The organism is Sorangium sp. So ce302, assembly GCF_051530145.1.
In the GTDB taxonomy this organism is placed as follows: Bacteria; Myxococcota_A; Polyangia; order Polyangiales; family Polyangiaceae; genus Sorangium; species Sorangium cellulosum_B.
Map to the genome: position 1 here is coordinate 2,739,942 of NZ_CP150326.1, position 15,951 is coordinate 2,755,892.

At 75.1% G+C, this 15,951-nt stretch carries 6 protein-coding genes and 1 pseudogene; 2 read left to right on the forward strand and 5 right to left on the reverse strand.

Going from position 1 to position 15,951, the window contains the following annotated elements:
• Positions 1-100: 100 nt before the first annotated feature.
• Positions 101-1,288 (forward strand): PAS domain-containing protein, encoded by a 1,188-nt coding sequence (locus WME73_RS10675; protein WP_437915590.1) that lies wholly within the window; start codon positions 101-103, stop codon positions 1,286-1,288.
• A 408-nt stretch (positions 1,289-1,696) separates the two neighbouring features.
• On the opposite strand, the pseudogene WME73_RS10680 reads toward WME73_RS10675, so the two are convergent.
• Positions 1,697-1,822: pseudogene (locus WME73_RS10680) on the reverse strand (MBL fold metallo-hydrolase); the annotation flags it as partial.
• 90 nt (positions 1,823-1,912) lie between these two features.
• On the opposite strand from WME73_RS10680, the gene WME73_RS10685 reads away from it, so the two are divergent.
• Positions 1,913-2,356 (forward strand): hypothetical protein, encoded by a 444-nt coding sequence (locus WME73_RS10685; protein WP_437745367.1) that lies wholly within the window; start codon positions 1,913-1,915, stop codon positions 2,354-2,356.
• Here WME73_RS10685 and WME73_RS10690 read toward each other — a convergent pair.
• The 4 genes from WME73_RS10690 to WME73_RS10705 all read right to left on the reverse strand — a co-directional run bounded on the left by WME73_RS10690 (position 2,349) and on the right by WME73_RS10705 (position 15,865).
• Positions 2,349-3,842: a reverse transcriptase family protein gene (locus tag WME73_RS10690; RefSeq protein WP_437915591.1), complete on the reverse strand. Its 1,494-nt coding sequence runs from the start codon at positions 3,840-3,842 to the stop codon at positions 2,349-2,351. The two genes, WME73_RS10685 and WME73_RS10690, sit on opposite strands and share 8 nt — an antisense overlap.
• Before the next feature lie 388 nt (positions 3,843-4,230).
• Entirely contained in the window at positions 4,231-6,117 is a 1,887-nt protein-coding gene (locus WME73_RS10695; RefSeq protein WP_437915592.1) for an SWIM zinc finger family protein, read from the reverse strand.
• Entirely contained in the window at positions 6,114-13,034 is a 6,921-nt protein-coding gene (locus WME73_RS10700) for a HEAT repeat domain-containing protein (RefSeq protein ID WP_437915593.1), read from the reverse strand. The genes WME73_RS10695 and WME73_RS10700 overlap by 4 nt, the downstream gene beginning before the upstream one ends.
• Positions 13,031-15,865, reverse strand: a complete 2,835-nt coding sequence (locus tag WME73_RS10705) for a hypothetical protein (RefSeq protein WP_437915594.1) — start codon at positions 15,863-15,865, stop codon at positions 13,031-13,033. The genes WME73_RS10700 and WME73_RS10705 overlap by 4 nt, the downstream gene beginning before the upstream one ends.
• Positions 15,866-15,951: the final 86 nt, after the last annotated feature.

A 15,951-nucleotide genomic window follows, 5' to 3' on the forward strand; every position in this document is an offset into this window, starting at 1 on the left:
GCACCGGCGCGCGCCGTAGACAAGGCGCTGAAGCACAGGCATCTTCAACGATGCGGCATGGTGCGTCTGCTGCGCCGCACGGGCCGCGGGGGAGGTATGGATGCACGCAGACTTGGACGCATTTCCTGAACCGCTCGCGGTGCTCGACGTGAACCTCCGGTTGCGGGAGGCCAACCTGGCCTGGCGCAACACGTTTGGAGAGGCGGCGCTGCTTGTGCCCGAGGCGGAGGAGGCCGCTCGCGCGGTGCTCGGCGGGGCCCAGAGCCGGGCGGAGATCGACGCCACGGCGAGCAACGGGGCGAGCCCGCAGCGCTGGACGCTCCTGCGGTGCTCGAGATCCGAGGGAGAGCCGCTCGTCTTCGTCCACGCTCATGCGGCCGACGACGCTCCGCAGCGCCGCCGCGAGGAGGCGCTCGCCGAGGAGCTGGAGCTCCTGCGCAACTTCATCGACCTCGCGCCCAACCTCATGTTCATCAAGGACCGGCGCAGCCGCTACGTCATGGCGAACAGCGCCCTCGCGAGCTGCTACGGGATGACGCCGGCGCAGGTCGTCCACGCGTCCCAGCACGAGCTCACCGCGAGCGTCGATGAGGCCTCAGGCTTCACAAGCGTCGACCGGCAGGTCATCGACACGAGACAACCCGTGGTCATCGAGGAGAAGGAGACGCGGCCGAACGGCGACGTGCACTGGTACGAGACGGTCAAGAAGCCCATCCTCCGCAGGAGCGGCGAGGTGCAGGTCGCCTGCTTCTGCGTGGATGTCACCGAGCGCCAGAGGGCGCAGGACGCGCTCCAGAGCTCGGCGCGCGAGCTCGAGTCCATGGCCGCGGCGGCCCGGCGCGAGGCGGACGAGAAGTCGGCGCTCGCGGCGGAGCTCGACCGGAGGCTCGCCGTCATCCAGGCGCAGCACCGGCAGATCCTGGCGCTCTCCGCGCCCATCCTGGAGGTCGCCGATGGCGTCGTCGGCGTGCCGCTCATCGGCGCCATGGATGAGGAGCGGACGGCGACGCTCACCGAGCGCCTTCTCAACATCATCGCGACGCGGCAGGTGCGCAGCGTCGTGCTCGACCTCTCGGCGCTGGAGACGATCGACACGCGCACCGCCGACCGGCTGGTCGGCATCGTCCGCGCGATAGGCCTGCTCGGCGCGCGCGCGGCGATCACCGGGATCCAGCCAGCGGTCGCGCACACGATGACCTCGCTGGGCATCGATCTGTCGAGCATGGTCACGATGCGCACCCCGAAGGACGCGATCCGCCTCTTCTCGACGACCGGCCCAGCCCGCTAGTCCGGCGGGCGCGTCACATCGGCTCTTGAAGGTCCTTGTAGCTCGACAGCCCGCCGAAGTTGAACCCGATGCCGAAATCGTAGACGAGCCCCGGCCACCACGATCGAGAACCAGTCCGTGGGGTTCACGCCGAGCATCACCGGCGCGTGAAGACAGACGATGTGTGCCGATGTCTCGTCGCTCACCGCAGCTGGGGCGTCCGCTGCAGGTGGGGCACGCCGGCGATGGATCCGGCCAACACGCGGGCGTGCCGCCGCACCTCGTCAGCGCCGAGCGGCCCTCCGTGGCCCAGGTAGAAGGTCTGTATTCCCTCGTCGACCAGCCGCGTGAGCTCGACGCCGACGGCGCAGTGACCACGATCGCCTTCACGTCGGACCAGCCGCGGCCCGCGCGCGCCAGCGCCTCGCCCACCCTGGGCGCCGCGTCCGTCACGCCGGCATCGACAAGCACGCAACCGGTGGCGCCGACGAGCAGGTGGGCGTTGAGCATGCGAAAGGGTAGAATGGGCACGCGAATGATCTGGGCGGCAGACATGATGTTCCTCCGGCGCCGAACGCCTGGCCTCAAGGTGGTGTGTCGGGGCTCCTCTCGCCTGGCCCGATTCGACGCGACGGATGGTCCACGATGGAACTGACCCACGTGGCGACACCTCCGGAGTCCATGCTCGAGCGCGCGGTGCGGGCCGGCCCTGGCGAGCTGCTCTGGCTCGGCGCCGAGCCGTTCGAGGTCCGCTGCGAGCCCAGAGTTTCCACGGGGCTGCTCAAGATCGTCGCCGTTGCCGAGGGGGAGGGGGTGATCGTGCAGGCGGGGCGCCGGGCACTCCTGCGCGAAGGGACGTTCGCGTGGTTTCAGTCGGACACCCCCTTCGAGCTGACGATGAGCCGGGGCCGGCGGCTGCTGCTGCGGCTGCCGCTGTCGGCGGTGCAGCAGAGGCACCCGGGGGTCGACCTACGGACGGCCGTCACGCGCGGCGAGGAGCACGCGGGTGAGCGGGTCGTGGCGGGGCTCTTGCGACGCCGCGTCGCCGGCCCGGGGCTCTTCAGCCGCGGGGTAGCCCGCCCTACGTGAGCACGGGGCGCGCCTCGGGAGAGCCCGCGTCGCCGGCAGGCGCCGGCTGATTGCGCTCCAGCGCCTCGATGCGCCCGAGGAACGCGCGCCCCTTGGCCGGATCCGTCATGTACACGAACGCCGCGAGCCCCTTGAGCTGCGCGAGCGTCTCGCCCTTTCCTGGCCTCCCGAGCTCCCGGTTGCGGATCGCCGCGCGCAGCGCGCGCACCCGCTCGCGCGGGACGCGCGCCGCCGGCGCCCCCTCGCTCGCCTGGTTGACGACGAGGCCTGTCACCTTCTGCCGGCTGCCCTTGCGCATCACCACGGTCTTGCTCGGATGCAGCCGGAAGCCCTCCGAGCTCAGGATCTCTCGGAGCCCGCGGAGCAGCGCGCCCACCGGCGCGCGCGGCCGCGCGGCGTCGGCGAGGCCGGGCGCCTCGGGCGCGCGGAAGGAGAACGTGAGATCGTCAGCATACCGCGTGTAACGAAGCCCCAGCTTGCGGGCGAGGCCGGACGCGCGCCGATCGAGCCGCAGGCAGATCGCGTTCGTGATCGCCGGGGAGGTGGGCGCGCCCTGCGGGAGCACGCGCGGGCCCGTCGCCACGTAGAGCGTCTGCCCTCGGAACTGCACGACGTCCCGGGGCGCCTCCGTCGAGAGGAGCGCCACGAGCGTCGCGGGACCCTCGGCCACGCCGGCCTTGCGGAGCAGGCCGCGCACGCGGCGCCACGTGATCGTCGGGAAGAAGTCCTTGATATCCACCTTGACGATCGTGTCGGCGCCGGCGTGCGCGGCGGCGTTCGTGACGATGGATCGGCTCGCCAGGAAGCCGTGCGCCGCGGCGTGGACCGGCAGCTTCTCGAACAGGTTGCGGAGCGCCCAGCGCTGCGCGCGCTTCAGATCCCGCTTCGGCGACGAGATGGTGCGCGCGCTGCCGTCGCGCTTCGGGATGTGCCACCGCCGGTAATGGGTGCCCGTGTCGACCTCGCGGTGGTACGCGAGCCAGCGGAGCCGCGGGATCGACAGCCCCAGCGCGCTCGCGAGCTCGGCCGCGCCCGGCAGGTCGGGGAGCCCGTGCGCCCGCGCGCGCTCGCTCAGCCCGGGCACATCGAGCCTGTCCGGCCCGACACGGTCGCTCCAGTGCACGCCCGCGCCAAGGTGGTTGACGTGCGTGGCGACGTAGGCTTCCCAGGCCAGGCGGCGCAGCGAGCGGCGCTCCCTGGCCTCGACCTTCTTGCGCTCCTTCCACTGCGCGCGCTCCCGGTCGGACATCACCTTGGGATCGCCGGTCGCGAGGGCGCCCTTCGACGTGAGCTCCGCGCTCACCCACGCGTCGATCCCGCCCGCCTCGTCGATCGCCTTCCAGCGGGCGACGCGCTCCTCGTGGGCGAGCCGGCGCGCTTCTGCGCCCACGCCGCGGGCCGCCGCGCCGCCGGGGGCAGGCGGCGTCGTGATGGGGAGAACGACGGGGGCTCGGGCTTGAACGGTCGCGTCGATCTTCGCGGTCATGTCTCGGTGGGAGCGTGGTGGTGAGTCACGATGGAAGCGATCTGTCCTGAGGAGGCCGGACCGTCGATCGCTGTCTCATGTCGCCAAGAGAGGCTCCAAGCGCATCACCTTCATCGCTTGGTGCACGGTAGCCTCACCGGTTCTCTTCGGCTAGACGAGCCCTACGGCGTCGGGAGAAACGGCGTTTGCGAGGTTGTCTCAGCTCTCCCGACGCCGTAGGGCTCGTCTAGCCGAAGAGAACCAAGAACAGGCTACCTTGCGGAGAGTGACTGGCGGTTCCTCCAGAGCGGCGCGACGCCGCTCCTACGCTCGAGGCGTGGAGGCTGGTGCGTTCAGAACCTCTCCTGGCAACACGAACAATCTCTTTTTCTTGACCTCCTTTCCTTTCTCATGCTGACGACGCGTCGGCGTCCACGAACCCGGAGGACGTCAATGCATCCAGTCTCTTGAAATACGCGTCGCGCGCTTCGCCGTCCGTGTCAAACCAAATGCGCTGGTGTCGAGGCGCTTCGGCGCGCGCCCCCCACGACAGGTGTACTACGCGGTCGTCCAGGGAGACACGGTAGACGACCTCCGCGCCCGAGGCCTCGCGGCGCACGTACGTGCGCGTCTCGGCGCGGATGAGCGACCGCCCCTCGGCCGTCTGGCGCAGGGCGTCCCGCTCGGCGCGCTCGCGGGCGTAGGCGACGCGGAGCGCGATCATGTGCTCGCACGGACCTTCGCGGAGGCCGCTCCGGCGGAACGTGGGGCAGCTGCACCACGCGTCGGAGACGCGGCCCTCGAGATCCATCGTGAACCGCGGCGCGAAGTCGCGGTGCGCCTCCCGGTCCGCGACCTCTCCGTGGATCTCGGTGCCCTCGCCGGCGATCTCGTGCACCTTGGTCGGCCTCACCGCGCCGGGCGCGCCGAGCAGGCGGTGGGCCGCGGCCTCGCGGGGCGAGCTGTAGCGGATGTCGCGCTCGTCCACCGGATCGGCGAACAGCTCGCGCGGGCGGTAGACGCGGCGCGCGACGTCGTAGAGCACCCGGCCGCGCAGGCACTCGAGCTGGAGCGCCGCGCGGGCGTCCTCGGCGCCGCCGCCGGCCGCGAGCGACGCGAGCGGGAGCGGCCCCCGCTCGCGGAGGAGGGCGAGCTGCCTGCCCGCGAGCGCGTCGAGCGCCGCGCGCGCCTTGTCGCCGCCTTTCCCCTCTCGAGGCATCAGGGCGTCGAACGAGGCGGCGCTGGCCCAGCTGCTGTCGGTCCAGCCCGTGAGCGCGATCGTCAGCGTCGCGCGGCCCAGATCGAGCACCCAGAAGACCGGCAGCCCGGGGCCCCGGAGCTCGGCGCGCACGCGCTGCACGTGCGGCAGGAGCCGCGACAGCGCGAGCAGCCGCTGCCGGCCGAAGGTCCGGACCACGCGCGGCGGGCCCTCGTACGGAGGGCCGTGGCCCTCGATCAAGATCTCCCAGGGCTCCAGGATGAGGCGCGGCGGCTTGCCGGGGACGAGCTCGAAGCGCAGGCCTCGGGGCGGCTTCTTCGCCTTGCGGGTGCGGAGCACGAACAGCGCGTTGTAGAGATCGATCGGCGCGAGCTCGCAGGAGACCGCGGGGAGCGTCGCCGCCGACTGCACCTGCAGGAAGCCGCGAAGCCAGGTCGTCGGGACCTCGAGCGAGCGCTCGATCGGCGTGGCGCGCGCCGCGGCGTCTCCGCGCGCCGCGCCTGCGTCGAGCTCCACCTTGGCGTAGGCGCGCAGGCGATCGATCTGCTCGACGATGCGCGGCGAGAGATCGACGAAGGCGGTGCCGTGGGCCGCCTCGCGGCCCTCGAAGAGGTCGCTGGAGAAGGCGAGCCGGGCGTAGGCGCTCTCGTCGCGCGAGAAGACCTCGATCGAGACCTCGTCCGGGTGCACCGTGAGCACGGGATCGAGCGCGCCGGAGGCCCTCGGCTTCGCCGCGGAGCCGTCGCCCTGGGCCGCCGCGTCGTCGGGGAAGGCGCCCTCCAGGAACGCCTTCTGCGCCTCCCAGATGGCCGCCGTCGCCTTCTTGCCCTGCTTCATCAGGTAGGCGAGGTACGCGGTCCGATCCCGGCCCTTGTACCGGAGATCGCTCTCCAGGATGGTCGCCAGCGCGGCCATCGCGTCGCGGAAGAGCGCCGCGTCGCGGACGGTGCCGCGCACGCCGACCGGGCCGCGGGCGCCGTCGAGGGAGAGGCGCACGCTCGTGTGGAGCGGGGCGGCGGCGAGCTCGCTCGGCGCGGCGTACCGGAGGAGGATCGGGCGGGCGAGTGCGGCCGTCATGCGTTGACTCCTTCGGGGGTCTCGGGCTCTCTGGACGAGCGCGCGGCCGCGAGCCGCGCCGCGCGGGGATCCGCCGCCTTGCGCTTCGCGCGGCGGTACGCTCGGTACGCGGCCTTGCGGACGGCGACGTCGGCCTTCTCTTTGGCCTTCTCCTTGTCGAAGGCGAGCGCGGCGAGCGCCTCGAGCGCGCGCTCGCCGCCGGCGCGGCCGAGCGCCGCGATGGCGTCGAGGCGCGCGGAGGCGTCGCCGCCGCTGCCCTGCGCGAGCGAGATCAGCGGGGCGAGCGCGGCGGCGTCGTGGCGCGCGAGGATCGACGGCAGCGCGAGGCGCCGGCCCGGCTCGGTCGCAGCGAGCGCCGCGAGCGCCTCGGGCGAGGCGACGCGCGCGGTCGGCCCGAAGGCGACCGGGTCGAACGGCCTCACCGCCACGGCGATCGCGGCCGAGCCGTCCGGCGCCAGCGCGGCGAGCGCGGCCGACGCCGAGGCCCGGACGCCGGCGTCCATGTCCTTGAGGGCCGCCGTGAGCGCCTCCACGGCGCCCGCGGGCGGCGCGGCCCCTGCGGACCTCGCGGCCGACTCGAGCGCGCCGAGGGCGCGCGCGGCCTCGCGGCGGATCTCGCCGGGGGCGCTGTCGTTCGAGAGGAGCGCGCGCAGCGCGGGCGCCATCGCGGTCGCGCCGGCGCGCCCCGCGGCCCAGAGCAGCTCGCGCCACGCCGCGGCCTCGGCGCTGCGCTCGTCGCCGTGCGCGGCCGACCAGCGCTCCGCGGTGCGCTGCGCCGCGGCGGCGAGCGCGCCCGCGAGGGCCCCGCGATCGCCGGCCACGGTGCCGGCGGCGATGAGCCGCGCGGCCTCCTGCCGCGCCGGGGCGCGCTCGTCCTCGAGCATGCGCAGGAGCGCGGCCACAGGCAGCGCGCCGCGGCGGAGCAGGCCCATGGCGAGGCGCTGCCGCAGGTCCTCGTCCTTGAGCGCGGCGAGCCGGGGCAAGAGCTCGGCCGGGTCGGCCTCCGCGGCGAGGTAGCTCGCCGCCGGGCCCGCGATCTCGTCGTGCTCGCTCCCGACCGCGAGGAGCTCGACGCGCGTCCGCTCGCCAGGGAAGAGCTTCTCCAGCGCCTTGCGCGCGGCCTTGCGGACCTCGCTGCTCCGCGCGTCGAGCGCGCGGGCGAGCGCGGGCTCGGCCGCGCCGTCGCCGAGCAGGCCGAGCTCGTTCACCGCGACGACGCGGAGCCTGTCGGGCGTGTCGCCGGCGCGCACGAGCTCCTCGAGCAGCACGCGGGCGCGCTCGCCGCCGATCCAGCGCACGCCCTTCGCCGCCGACTCGCGGAGATCGATGGAGTCCGCGTGGAGCGCCTGCTCGACGCGCTCCGAGGCGCGCTTGCGGAGCTCGGCGCTCCCGAGCTTCGGGGCGATGCGGCCGAGCGCCTCCGTGGCGGCGGCCTGCATGCTCGGCTCGACGGAGGGGGCGGCGGACGCCGACCCCCGACCCGCGTTGACTGCCGCTTCCTTGGTGCCGCCGGCGGCCACCGCCTCGAGCTCCTCCAGCGCGCGGGCGTCCCCGAGCGTGCCGAGCGCGAGCAGCGCGCGCTCCCGCTCCCCGGGCTCGCCCGCGCGCACGACGAGGAGGAGCGGCCGGAGCGCCGCCGCGAGGCCCCGCTCGGCCACCCCCTCCGCGGCGGGCAGCACGAGCTCGCGTGCGCCCGCGCGCAGCACGGCCTCGAGCGGCCCCGAGGGCGCGCGCTCCTGTCGATCGCCCTTGACGCGCTTCGCGTAGGACGTCACGGCCGCGACGCGCGTGGGGAGATCGCGATCCGCGAAGAGCGCGACCAAAAGGTCGTTCTGCGCGGGATCGTCGCCGAGATCGAGCTCGCGCGCCGCGGCGAGGCGGAGCGCCGGGTCCTTCGCGCGCGCGGCGGCGGCGAGGAAGGCGAGCGCGAGCGCCGTCTCGCGCTTCTCGCGCTCGCGCCCCTTGTCGACGATCTCGAGGCACGCCTTGAGCGCGGCGCTCCGGACCTCGGCCGCCTCGTCGTCGAAGCGCGCCGAGAGCGGGGCGGTGGCCGCGGGGTTCCGCGTGCTCCCGAGCGCGCCTGCCAGCGCGGCGCGGTCCGCCGGCGTGGCGGCCTCATCCATGCGCGCCGCGAGCGCCCGCACCGCCGCGTCGCTCGCGAGCGCGACGAGCGCCTTGCGGGCGCGCGCCGAAGGCGCGGCCGCGCCCTCGCGCAGGAACGCCGAGAGCACGTCGACCGCGCGATCGTCGCGGCTGCGGGCGAGGAGCTCCGCGGCGCGCAGGCGCAGGTCGTCGTGATCGCTCTCCATCGCGCGGCACAGGGCGGGCACGATGCGCGGATCGCTCGACGACGCGAGGCGCTCGAGCACGCCGAGGCGGAGGTCGGCGTGCTCGCTGCCGAGCGCCGCGAGGAGCGGATCGAGGCTGCCCTTCGGAGAGAGCCGCTCCAGGAGCTCGAAGGCGTAGCGGCGCACGTCGGGCAGCGCGGAGCTGAGCGCGCGCACGATCTCGGGGCGGGCGTCGCCGCCCCGCGCGGCGATCTCGTCGAGCGCGGTCCGCGCCACGTCGGCCGACGCCGACGCGAGCCCGAGCGCGAGCGGCTCGCCCGCCCCCGCCGGGAAGAGCGCCTTGAGCCCCGCGAACGCCGCCTTGCGCACGAGGTGGTGCGGGTCGTCGAGCGCCCGGACGAGCGGCGGGACCGCCGCCGTGCTGCTGACGTGCCCCCTGGCGCAGACGTCGACGATGCGATCGATGGCGTCGCGGCGCGTGCGGTGCGCCTCGTCGTCGCCCGCCGAGACCTGCCGGAGGAGGCCCATGTACGCGCCGAACGCGAGCCAGCGCAGCCGCCGCTGCTCGCCCTCCGGGACCGCGTCGCCGGCCGGCTTGTCGCTCTGCTTCTGGCCGCTCTGCCCGCTCGGCTCGGGCTGCGCGAAGAGGCGGCGGAGCCACCCCTTCGCGGGCTTCGTGTCGCTCTCCTCTGCGGCGCGCGGGGTCGTGTCCGCCACGACGTGGGCGCCCGCGGGGCGCAGCGCGGCCACGCGCTTCGCCTCGCGGAAGTACTCGACCGGCTTGCGCCGGATGCGAAGCACCTGCGCGGCCGCGTAGCGCTGCTGCGGGTCGTCGCTGGCGAGCGCCTCGGCGAGGCCGACCAGGATGCGCCCGCGCGCGACCTCGGGCGGCCAGTCCTTCGTGCCGGCGGGCTTCTCGCCGTCGGCCGCGCGGCCCTGCTCCGCCGTGTCGGGGCGCGGGGGCATCAGCGCCTCGATGAGGTGGGCGAGGTACAGCTCCGGATCGGTGCGGAGCTCCAGCGCGCGCGCCGCGGCGAAGCGCACGTCGGAGCGCTGCGACGAGAGCGCGCTCGTCAGGAGGTCCGGCGGGTCGCCGCGGCGGAACGCCCTGAGGTCGCGCGCGAGCACGATCGCGAAGACGATCTCCTGGACCTCGCGCGAGCTGTCCTCGAGGCCCTGCAGCATGCCGCCGTAGCCCTCGGGCCCGAGCGCCGCGAACGACATGATCGTCGCGACGCGGATGGGCGGGTGCTCGTGGCGCAGCGTGCCCGTGAGCACCGGCAGCGCCCGCACGTCGCCGAGCCGCGCGAGCCCGTCGGCGGCCCACGACCGCACCGCGACGTCGGCGTGGCCCATGGCGTCGAGCAGGTAGCCCTCCTCGCCGCGGCGGGCGGCCATCGCGAGCCCGCGCGCGGCCTGCTCGCGCACGTCGGGGTACTCGTCCTTGAGGAGCTCGGTGGCGAAGTACTTGACGAGGCGCGGCGATCCCAGCGTCGCCAGCGCGGTCGCGGCGCGCGCGCGCAGCGGGCCGAGGACCTGGATCGGCATCTGCGCGGAGGGGACCGCGAACGCGGATCCCCGACCCGCGTTCAAGAGGGACTGATCGGCGAGGAGCGCCCGCATCGGGTTGATCAGCTGCTCGTCGCGCCGGACGGCGCAGAGCTCGGCCGCGCGCACCCGGAGATCGAGGTGGCTCGACTGGAGGCCGATGTGGAGCGGCCCCGCCTCGCCCGGAAGGAGCTTGTCGAGCGCCTCGATCGCGGCGATGCGCGGCCCCGCGTGCTCGTCCTCGAGCAGCTTGCTCAGGGCGCTGCGCGCGGCCTCGCCCACCGGCACGCGCGTGGCGAGCAGCCGGAGCAGGGCGTTGCGCGCGTCGTCGCCCGCCGGCATGTGCGCGGCCCCGCGCGCGCCGCTCTCCCGGACCGAGGGGTGGATCGACGCCATCGCGGCGAGGTGCGGCTCCGCGGCCTCCTTGCCGCGCAGCTTGACGACGGCGTCGTACGCGGCCTGGGCCACGCCCGCGTCGCGGTCGCCGATGGCCGCGTGCAGCCGCTCCGCAGCCCACGGCTGCTCGCCGTGCGCCTTGAGCTCCTCGACGGCGCGCAGGCGCAGATCGGGGAAGCGCGCGAGCTGGGCGCGGTCGAGCGCCGTCTGCGGATCCGAGGCGTGCCACGACCAGAGCGTCCGGAACGCCTCGCGGCGGACCTTGGGCGACTCGTCCTCGATCGCGTCGGCGAGCAGCGCCTCGGCCTCGGGCGGCCTCGGTCCCTTGCCCTCGCCGGCGAGCGCCACGAGCCGGTCGAGCCCGCGGACGCGGATGTCCTCCTGCGACGAGCGGAGCGACGCCTCGGCGACGGTGAGCGGGGCCGACGGCTGGAGCCGCGCGTAGGCGTCGTGCGCCGCGGCGCGCACCGCACCGTCCGCGTCGTCGAGCATCCAGATGAGGCGCTTCTCGGCGCGGGTGTCCCGGAGCTCGGCGAGCGCGGTCGCCGCCTGCCGTCGCAGCGACGGGTCCTGCTCGCGCGTGAGCTGCAGCAGCGCGCCGAGGGCGCGCGTGTCGCCGAGCTGCGCGAGGCCGCGCGCCCCCCGCACCGCCGTGTCCGGGGTGCGGCACGCCATCGCGGTGAGCAGCGGCTCGAGGTCGGCCTCGGCGGGCTCGGTCCCCGGGCTGCCCACGCCGGGGATCCGGGCGCGCGCCGCCTTGATGGCCGCCTCGTCGGCCGCCTTCGCGCCGTCCTTCGCCCCATCCTTCGCGTTCGCCGCGGGCTTCTCCGCGCCGCCCGCGCCGGCGCGCCGCAGGACCTCGGCCGCGCGCCGCGCGATGTCGATCGCCGCGCGGCCGAGATCCTCGTCGCGCGCCTCGAGCGCGTGGGCGAGCGCGCGCCGCTCGATCACCTTCGCCGCGAACGCGATGCGGCGCACCTCGGCGTCCTCGTCGTCGAGCGCGCGCGCCGCGATCGGCGCGAACTCCGGCGCCGAGAGCCAGCCGGCGAGCGCCGCCCGGATGAGCGCCTCGACCCGGAGGTCGGCCGGGCCGCGCTCGAAGGCGGCGCGGAGCGGCTGCGGGCCGTCCGGGTGGATCTGCTGGAGCTGGTCGAGCGCCGTGAGCCGCACCGACGCGTCGCGGCCGGCGAGCTTCTCGGCGATGAGCCCCGGGATGAGCGGCGAGCTGCCGTAGAGCTTCCCGAGCTCGAGGAGCGCCCGGCGCTGCACGTCCGCGGCGCGGGCATCGAGCGCCGCCCGGAGCGGGGCGAGCGGCGTGTCGCGCTCGATCGCGCGGAGCGCCTCGAGCGCGGCCATGCGGACGTTCGGGCTCTCGTCGTCGAGCGCCTCGCGCAGCTTCGCGCGCGCGCCGCGGCGCCCTTTCGCCCCGAGCTCGCGGGCGGCGAGCGCGCGCACCTCGGCGTCGCGGTCCGATCGGAGCGCGGAGAGCGCGGCCTCGAGCGCCTCGGGCTCGTCGAGCGAGGCGAGCGTCTTGACGGCGCTCTCGCGGGCCGGCCGCGCGCCCGCGAGCGCCTGGGCGAGGACATCGAAGCCGTGCGCGAGCTCGGCGGTGCCGTCCGCGGGCGCGCCGGCGGCGTCGATCGGGAAGCGCCATACCGTGCGCCGGTCCCCTGCGGCGAAGACGGCGCCGAGCCCGTCCTTCGCGTCCGCGCCGCCGCGGGCGGCCTGCCCGCGCGCGCCTTTGCGCGCTGCGGCCGGCGCGAGCGCCAGCGCGTGGAGCGCCAGCGCGCTCGTCTCCAGCGTGCGCGGCTTGCGCTTGTCCTCGAGCCGGTGGATGCGGATCGCGCCGTCCGCGCCTGCGGACAGCAGGCGGTCGCCGCTCTCCTTGCCGTCTTCCTGCGGCGGCGGGGTGGGCAGGCACAGGAGCGCGCGGACGCCGCCCGCGTGACCGCTCCCGTCCGCGCCGCGCACCTCGCACTCGACGTCGCCGACGAGGTACCAGAGGCGCACGGTGCCGTCGTCGCCGCCCGACGCCAGCCGCCCGTCGCGCGGCGTGAACGCGAGCGCCGTGACCGGCCCGTCGTGGCCCGGCATGGCGCGGACGGCGCCCGTCGACAGCGTGACCACGCGGACGATGCCGTCGTCGCCTGCCGCCGCGCAGAGCTCGCCGGCGGGATCGAAGGCGACGGCGCGCAGCGGCGCCGCCGAGAGCGCGAACGACGAGATCTCGACCGCGGCGCCGGGCTGCGGGGCAGGGGAGCCGGCGGCCTCACCGACGCGAAACACCCGCAGCGCGCCGTCGACCCCCACGGTCGCGAGGCGCGCGCCGGAAGGCGCCGCGGCGATCGCCGTGGCGCCGCCCGGGTGCGCGTCGATCGCCCGCACGTCGGCCGCGCCGCCCGCGACGAGGCGCAGCGCCCCGTCGGAGCACGCCGCCGCGAGCAGGTCGCCCGCGAAGGCGAGGCCCAGCACGTGCGCGGGCACGTCGATCGAGCGCACCGGCTTGTTCGCCACGTGATCGAACAGCGTCACCTGGCTCGCGCTGGCGGGGGATGGCGCGGTCTGCGTCTCGCGCGTCCCGCGCGCCTCGCCCGGCGCCGGCGCGCGCACGCCGCCGACCGCGAGGAGCCGCGGGCCGATCGCGAGCGCGCGGACCTTCTCGTAATGGCCGATCGCGTGGCTCATGCGGTCTCCTGTCCGACGCCGGGGAGCGCCCGGCCTTCGCCGGCCGCTCCGAGGCCTTCGATCTCGAGCCCCGGGTGCGCGTGCCTGAGCCGCAGGAGCGCCGCCAGGCACGCCTGCCACTCGCCCTTCGCGATCGACCCGGTGAACTCGGCGATGACGGGGGCGACGAGCGCCGCGAACGCCGCGTCCTCGACCGCGAGATCGCGCACGACCTCGATCACGTGCCGCTTGGCCTCGCTCGCCGAGAGGCGCCTGCGCGAGCCCGCGTCGTCGCCCGGCTCCGGCGACCGCCCCGCGGGGATCCCGGACAGCACGTACCGCAGGAAGCGCCGGAGCGCCTCGACGTCCGCGAACCGCCCGGCGTCCTCGGGCAGCTCCGCCGCGGGGCGCGCGTCGTCTCCGCGCGCCCCGCGCGCCCCGCGCGGCCGCCAGCCCGGCGGCAGATCGCGCGGCCGGTGCTTCTCCCAGAGCATCCGCACGGCGAAGAGGCGCACCTCGCGGTCGGCGCTCTGCATCAGCCAGCCGAGGCGCTCCGGGCCGCCGAGCCGCGCGTAGTGCTTCAGGATGAGCGAGAGGCCGAGCTCGCGCGCGCTCTTCTTCAGGCTCTCCGTGAGCGCGAAGACCTGCGCCGGATCGAGCTCCTCCGGCGTGAGCGCGATCGCCGGGTCGGCCGACGGGTCGCCGACCTTGCGGAGCGCGTCGAAGGCGATGTTGCGCACCTCCTTCGCGTCGCTGTGCGCGAGCTCGTAGACGCGGGTCTGGTAGCCCCACGCCCGGAGCTCGGCGCGCGTGATGAGCGCGGCGAAGCGCCGGACGTCGTCCCGCTTGTCGGAGAGCGCGGGCCAGATGCGCTCGGCGGTGAACGCGCCTCGCTTGAGCGCCGGCTTCAGCTCGAGCTCCTTGGCCTCGCTCTGCTCGGGCCCGAGGACCGGGTGGTGGCAGCGCAGGTACGTCTGCGCGAACGCCCGCATCGGCTCGGGCTCCTTCTCGCCGAGCGCGAGCGCGAACAGCCTCGCCGTGCCCGCCTCGCGGTCGCCGCGGCCGCTCGCGTCCTGCCCCGCGTCGAAGTCCTGCGGCTTCATGTGCGAGAGGAGGTAGCGGCGCGCGAAGCCGTTCAGCGTCGGATCCGCGCGCCGCGCGAGCGCGAGCAGCCAGGGCAGCGTGAGCTGCCGCGGCGACACGATCTTCGGGTTGCCGAGCACCTCCAGCGCGACCGCGCGCGTCTCGGCGCTGAAGACGAGCCCCTTCAGGCGCTCGACGCCCTCGGCCGTCAGGTCGGGCAGGGCGTCGGCCTTCTGGAGCCAGGTCGCGACCGTGGACCCGAGGCGCTTGCGCGTGAGCGCGCCGAGCAGCCACGGCGTCCCGATCGCCGCGATCGGGTACTTGCCGAGCGCGTCGAGCGCGGACTTCGTCGCCTGGTAGTCGTCCTCGTGGCGCGGGTCGTCGAGAACGCGCACCCAGAAGCCCGCCCCGGGCTCGCCGGGCCGGTACTTGGCCTTGAAGTACGCGGCGGCCCACTTCTTCTGCTCGGACTCGCCGTAGAGCATGTCGACGAGGAAGCCCTCGGGCAGCTCGGCGCGGTCGAAGCTCTCGCTCAGGGCCTTGCTGGCCCACGCCTCGGTCTCGCTGTGCGTGAGCAGCCGCCCCAGGAACGCGTGGCCGAGCGCGCGCGGGCTCTTGCCCTGGAGCGCCGACGCCGCGAAGGCGCGCGTGTCCTTGTGCTCGGAGGCGAGCAGCGCGGCGAGGCGCTCCGGGTCGAGGTCCGTCGCGTGCGCCCGGGCATACTCGATCGCGAACGTGCGCGCCTTCGGGCTCGGGGAGCCGAGCAGCGCGAGCGCCGCGTCGTGCAGCCCGAGGCCTCGCAGCTTGCTCTGGTGGAGCTCCGGCGAGCCGAGCAGCGTCTCGATCAGGAACTCGTGCGCGCTCGCGAGCGGCCGGTACGCGAGGCGCGAAAGCCACGCGGGCGTGACGCTCCGCAGGGTGTCGGCGAAGTCCTTCTTGAGCCCCTGGATCGCGAACTTGGCCGGCGGATCGGCCTGGCAGGCCGAGAGCAGGAGCATCAGCGGATCGGGCGATCGCTTCCACGCCTCGTCGAAAGCGCGGTGCTTCACCAGGTCGCTCGGCGGGACGTTGCCGTGGAACGAGCGCCCGTCGTACTTGCCCGTGCCGTGCGCCCAGATGTGGTTCGCGACCCAGAGGTCGCTGAAGCCCGTGCCCGGCGCGTAGTGGCGGAGGACCTCGACCGCGAACTGCGGGTAGAGCTCCGGCGTGCTCCGGCCGAGCTCGCGCAGGAAGCGCCACGCGCGGCGGCGCATGTAGATCAACGTCCCCTTGGAGACCTCGCGCCGCCGGCTGCGGGAGAGCTCGACGTCGAAGCGGAAGGCGAGCGCGCCGAAGAGCTCCGCGTCGAGCCGCGCCTCGGCCAGCTTGTAGATGCGCTTGAGCCCGCCCCACGCGCCGAAGACCAGCGGCGCGCTCGTGGCGATGTCGCGCAGCGCGCTGCGCCCTGCGTCCGTGCCCTCCTCGTAGATGCGCACGAGCAGGTCCGCGAGCTCGAGCCGCGGCGGCGGCGCGGCGTCGACCTGGGCGAGGAAGCGCTTCCACGCGTCGGTCGACTGCTCTCGCCGCTGCTCGGGGGAGCGCATGCCCTGAGCGCGCGAGAGCAGCTGCAGGAACGCCGCGAAGGTGAGCGCCCCCTCGCGCGGCGGCGTCTCCGGTTTGGGATCCGGCTGCCCGAGGTACGTCTCGACGACCTCGGCCAGGGTAGGTGAGCCGCTCGTGGCGAGCTGCTTGACGTTCGCGATGTCGATCGGATTCGGTGAGCTCGTCAAGGCGCCCTCCCGCGGCGGGATGGCCTGGGAGAATCGCGAGCCCCGCGGTGCAGGTCAAGCCAGAGTCGATCTGACGATGACGGAAG

Coding starts and splice junctions, on each gene's coding strand:
- WME73_RS10685 (WP_437745367.1), top strand. CDS start 1,913: ATGGAACTGACCCACGTGGCGACACCTCCGGAGTCCATGCTCGAGCGC.
- WME73_RS10700 (WP_437915593.1), bottom strand. CDS start 13,034: ATGAGCCACGCGATCGGCCATTACGAGAAGGTCCGCGCGCTCGCGATC.
- WME73_RS10695 (WP_437915592.1), bottom strand. CDS start 6,117: ATGACGGCCGCACTCGCCCGCCCGATCCTCCTCCGGTACGCCGCGCCG.
- WME73_RS10690 (WP_437915591.1), bottom strand. CDS start 3,842: ATGACCGCGAAGATCGACGCGACCGTTCAAGCCCGAGCCCCCGTCGTT.
- WME73_RS10675 (WP_437915590.1), top strand. CDS start 101: ATGCACGCAGACTTGGACGCATTTCCTGAACCGCTCGCGGTGCTCGAC.